Origin of the sequence: Arthrobacter sp. HMWF013 (assembly GCF_003061105.1) — a bacterium.
Classification (GTDB): Bacteria; Actinomycetota; Actinomycetes; order Actinomycetales; family Micrococcaceae; genus Arthrobacter.
Window position 1 is genome coordinate 1 of sequence record NZ_QAIQ01000554.1, and the last position, 3,839, is coordinate 3,839.

Below are 3,839 nucleotides of genomic sequence, written 5' to 3' on the forward strand. Positions count from 1 at the left end.
GCACAAAGGCGATCACAAAGCCGGCGGGCGCATCGGCTCCCGGCCGGGGGACGCTCTGCAGCACCGGCGCGGTCATCGCCAGCTTCTCGGAGGATTCGACGCCCTGGACCACCGGGGCGGTCATGGCCAGCTTCTGCCGTGCGGTGTTGCTGCCGCTGATGTAGTTGAACAGGTGCCGGAAGGCGGCGTTGCCGGCCCGGTCAAAGGTGGCGTTGACGTGGACCTGGGCCACAGCATGCGCGGGATAGCGGCGCAGCTCGAAGTGCGGGTAGCGCTTAACCAGGTCGTAGGGTTGCTGTTCGGTCATGGTTCTCCAGACGGTACGCCGGTCCGGCGGGTACGGCCAGAGCCGGCGGGCGGACGCACCCACTCCGCGCCGCCGTCGAATGTCCCTCCACTTCCAATGTATCCCCCACCCGGGGGCTTGCGGCAAGGCCCCGGCCATGCCGCACACTGGCTCAGACGCGCCCCGAAGAAGTGCGCGCACCAGGCCTGGAGAGGCGGGGAATGCGATGGTTGACGTGGTCATTGCCGGAGGTGGCCCCACCGGGATGATGCTGGCCGGTGAACTGGCGCTGGCCGGGGTGGAGGCGGTGATTGTGGAGCGCCGCCCGACGCCGGAACTGGTGGGGTCGCGTGCCGGCGGGTTCCACGCGCGGACCATCGAAATCCTCGATCAGCGCGGGATTGCCGGCCGGTTCCTTGCCGAGGGCAAGCCCGTCCAGGCGGCGTTCTTCGGGACCACGATGCTGGACATGAGCGATTTTCCCACCCGGCACCCCTACACGCTGGGCCTGTGGCAGAACCGCATCGAGCGGATCCTGACCGGCTGGATCGAGGAGCTGGGAGTGCCGGTCCACCGGGGCCTGGAGGTTGCCGGCCTCGCCCAGGATGACGGCGGCGTTGACGTGCAGCTCACCGGCGGCGGGTCGATGCGCGCGCTGTACCTGGTGGGCGCCGACGGCGGGCGGAGTGCTGTCCGCAAGGCGGCCGGCATCGGGTTCCCCGGCTGGGATGCGACCAGAAGCAGCCTCATTGCCGAGGTGGAGGTGACCGCGGAGACGCCGGCCGGCATGCGCATCGACGAGGTGGGGGTCCACGGGCTGCACCTGATGGAGGACGGGCGGACCACGCGGGTGGTGGTGACAGAGAAGCAGATTGGGCCGGCCACCGAGCCCGGCCTGGCGGACCTCAGCAAGGCCCTGACCGACATCTACGGCACCGATTTCGGGGTCCACTCGCCTACCTGGATTTCGCGGTTCACCGACGCCACGCGCCAGGCCGCTGCCTACCGGAGCGGCCGGGTGCTGCTGGCCGGGGACGCAGCGCACATCCACTCCCCCTCGGGCGGGCAAGGGATCGGGCTCGGCATCCAGGACGCGGTGAACCTCGGCTGGAAGCTCGCCGCGGTGGTCAAGGGCACTGCGCAGGACAGCCTGCTGGATACCTATCACGCCGAGCGTCACCCCGCCGGGGCCCGCGCACTCAAGCACACCATGGCGCAGGCGTTGATGCAGAAGGCCGATCCGCGCGTGGGCGCCCTGGCCGACACGGTGGCCGACCTGCTGACCATCGATGAGGCCCGGAAGCGGGTGGCCGGGCTCATTTCCGGCCTGGACGTCCGCTACGACTTCGGCGGGGGGCACCCGCTGCTGGGGCGGCGGATGCCCGATCTCGACGTCGTTACCGCCAACGGTCACCTCCGTCTGTTCGCTTTCCTGCACCCTGCCCGTGCTGTGCTGCTTAACCTCGGCGTGCCGGGCAGCGTTGACACGGGCCCCTGGGCGGACCGGGTACAGCTGGTGGACGCCACGTACGACGGCGGCTGGGAGCTTCCGGTGATCGGTCCGGTCAGTGCCCCGGCGGCTGTGCTGATCCGGCCGGACGGGCACGTGGCGTGGACGGGAGAAGGGACCCGACAGGGGCTGGAGGACGCACTGGCCCAGTGGTTCGGGCCCGCACGGCGGTAGAGCGCCGCCGTCGTCATTTATGACGGCGGATCATCCACCCGAACCCCTAGACATGTGACCAATTGGTCACCTATTCTTAAACCGTGGACGCCGTATTCAAGGCCCTCGCCGACCCCACCCGCAGGGAGCTCCTCGATGAGCTTTTCCGGGAAGACGGGCAGACCCTGCATGCTCTTGAGCTGCACTTCGAGATGACCCGCTACGGGGTCATGAAGCACCTCAAGCTGCTGGAGGATGCCGGCCTGGTGGTGACCCGCCGTCGGGGACGGGAGAAGCTCCACTTCCTGAATCCGGTGCCCATCCGGCTCGTCCACGACCGCTGGGTGAGCAAATATGCCGAACCATGGGCCGCTGGCCTCAGCGACCTCAAAACCAGATTGGAAAGTCCCATGGAAAAGATCTTCGAAATCTACATCAAGACCACCCCGGAACGGCTCTGGGAAGCCATCACGGACGGCGAGATCCGCAGCAAGTACCAGTTCGGCGCCGTCATCAACTCGGATTTCACACCGGGTTCCCGCTTCGAGATGGCACCCAAAGGCGGGGAGCTGCTGGGCGAGGGCGAGAACATCGAAGTTGACCCGCCCCGGAAGCTCGTCCAGACCATGACGGCGCTCTGGGGCGAGGACGTCAAGGCCGAGGGCACCTCCCGCATCACATGGGAGATCGAACCCGTGGGCGACTCCTGCCACCTCACCGTCACCCACGACCAGCTCCGCGACGGCGCCAACGACCAGCTCTACGGCGGCTGGCCGATGATCCTCTCCGGCCTCAAGACCTGGCTGGAAACCGGCGAACTCCTCACCACGCCGGGGTCCCTGATGTACACCTAAGGCGGGCTAGCAGGGAACAAGCCGCCATAATGATGTGACCTCGGCCGCGCGTGCCTCGAACAGGGGATCGTCCCGGTCCGATGCCTTCGGATGCGTTGGCTTGGTGTCGAGCCGGTCCACTACCTTCAGCCCCGCCGCTTCGATGGCGGCCAGCAGGTCCTCACGCGACCGCAGGCCAAGGTGCTCGGCCAGGTCGGAGAGGACAAGCCAGCCCTCGCCGCCCGGCTCCAGGTGACCGGGGAGTTCGTTCAGGAAGCGGAACAGCATCCTGCTCCCGGGATCGTAGACGGCGCTGTCCAGGCTGGAATGCGGGGTGGCCGGAATCCAGGGCGGGTTGCACACGATCAGCGGTGCCCGCCCTGGCGGGAACATGTCGGTCAGGACGGCCTCGGCACGGTCCTGGACCCCGAGGTCCCGGAAATTCTCACCGGCGCAGGCGATGGCACGCGGTTCATTGTCCGTCGCCACCACGCGGCGGACGCCACGGCGCGCGAGGACGGCAGCGAGCACCCCGGTGCCGGTTCCGACGTCGAACGCCAGCGTGTCAGCGGGCAGCGGCGCGGCGGCCACGAGGTCCACATACTCACTCCGGGTGGGGAAGAACGTGCCGTAGTGCGGGTGGATGCGGCCCTGCAGGGCACCGACGTACACGCCGTTCCGCCGCCACTCGTGGGCGCCGATAGCCCCGACGAGCTCATGCAGGGACACCACGGAAGATTCGCCGATCCCGCCGTACGCTTCACTGGCGGCCTCCCGGATATCGGGTGCGCGGCGCAGCGGCACCACGGGACCCGGATCAAGGGGAACCAGCAGCAGGCCGAGAATGCGTGCACGGTGCGAGCGGGACTGGCGGTGCCGGTAGAACCCATCGGCCGGGGATCCTGCGGGCTTTTTCTTTCCGGCGCTTATCCGCCGGTCCATGGCGTTGAGGATCTGCCGCGCGTTGTGGAAGTCGCCGTGCCAGAGCATCGCGATCCCCTGGGACGCCATCCGGTTCGCCTCATCGGCCGTGAGGGAATCGTCGACCACTTCGACG

The 3,839-nt window shown here is 68.3% G+C and carries 4 protein-coding genes; 2 read left to right on the top strand and 2 right to left on the bottom strand.

All coding sequences use genetic code 11. From position 1 onward, the window contains the following. Window positions 1-307: SOUL family heme-binding protein (locus DBR22_RS18950; RefSeq protein WP_146187576.1), on the bottom strand; the 307-nt coding region annotated here is incomplete at its 3' end. A 205-nt stretch (window positions 308-512) separates the two neighbouring features. On the opposite strand from DBR22_RS18950, the gene DBR22_RS18955 reads away from it, so the two are divergent. Beyond that, the gene (locus DBR22_RS18955) at window positions 513-1,970 is read left to right on the top strand and encodes an FAD-dependent monooxygenase (RefSeq protein WP_108600273.1); all 1,458 of its coding nucleotides are present in this window, start codon (window positions 513-515) and stop codon (window positions 1,968-1,970) included. 83 nt (window positions 1,971-2,053) lie between these two features. Beyond that, window positions 2,054-2,803 carry an ArsR/SmtB family transcription factor gene (locus tag DBR22_RS18960; protein ID WP_108600274.1) on the top strand — a complete coding sequence of 250 codons (750 nt, stop codon included), beginning with the start codon at window positions 2,054-2,056 and terminating at the stop codon, window positions 2,801-2,803. Between the two features lie 6 nt (window positions 2,804-2,809). Here the strand turns inward: DBR22_RS18960 and DBR22_RS18965 are convergent. After that, window positions 2,810-3,839: class I SAM-dependent methyltransferase (locus tag DBR22_RS18965; protein WP_258229306.1), on the bottom strand; the 1,030-nt coding region annotated here is incomplete at its 5' end.

Bases quoted from the DNA above. Each gene is read 5' to 3' on its own strand.
- DBR22_RS18955 (WP_108600273.1), top strand. From the start codon at position 513: ATGGTTGACGTGGTCATTGCCGGAGGTGGCCCCACCGGGATGATGCTG.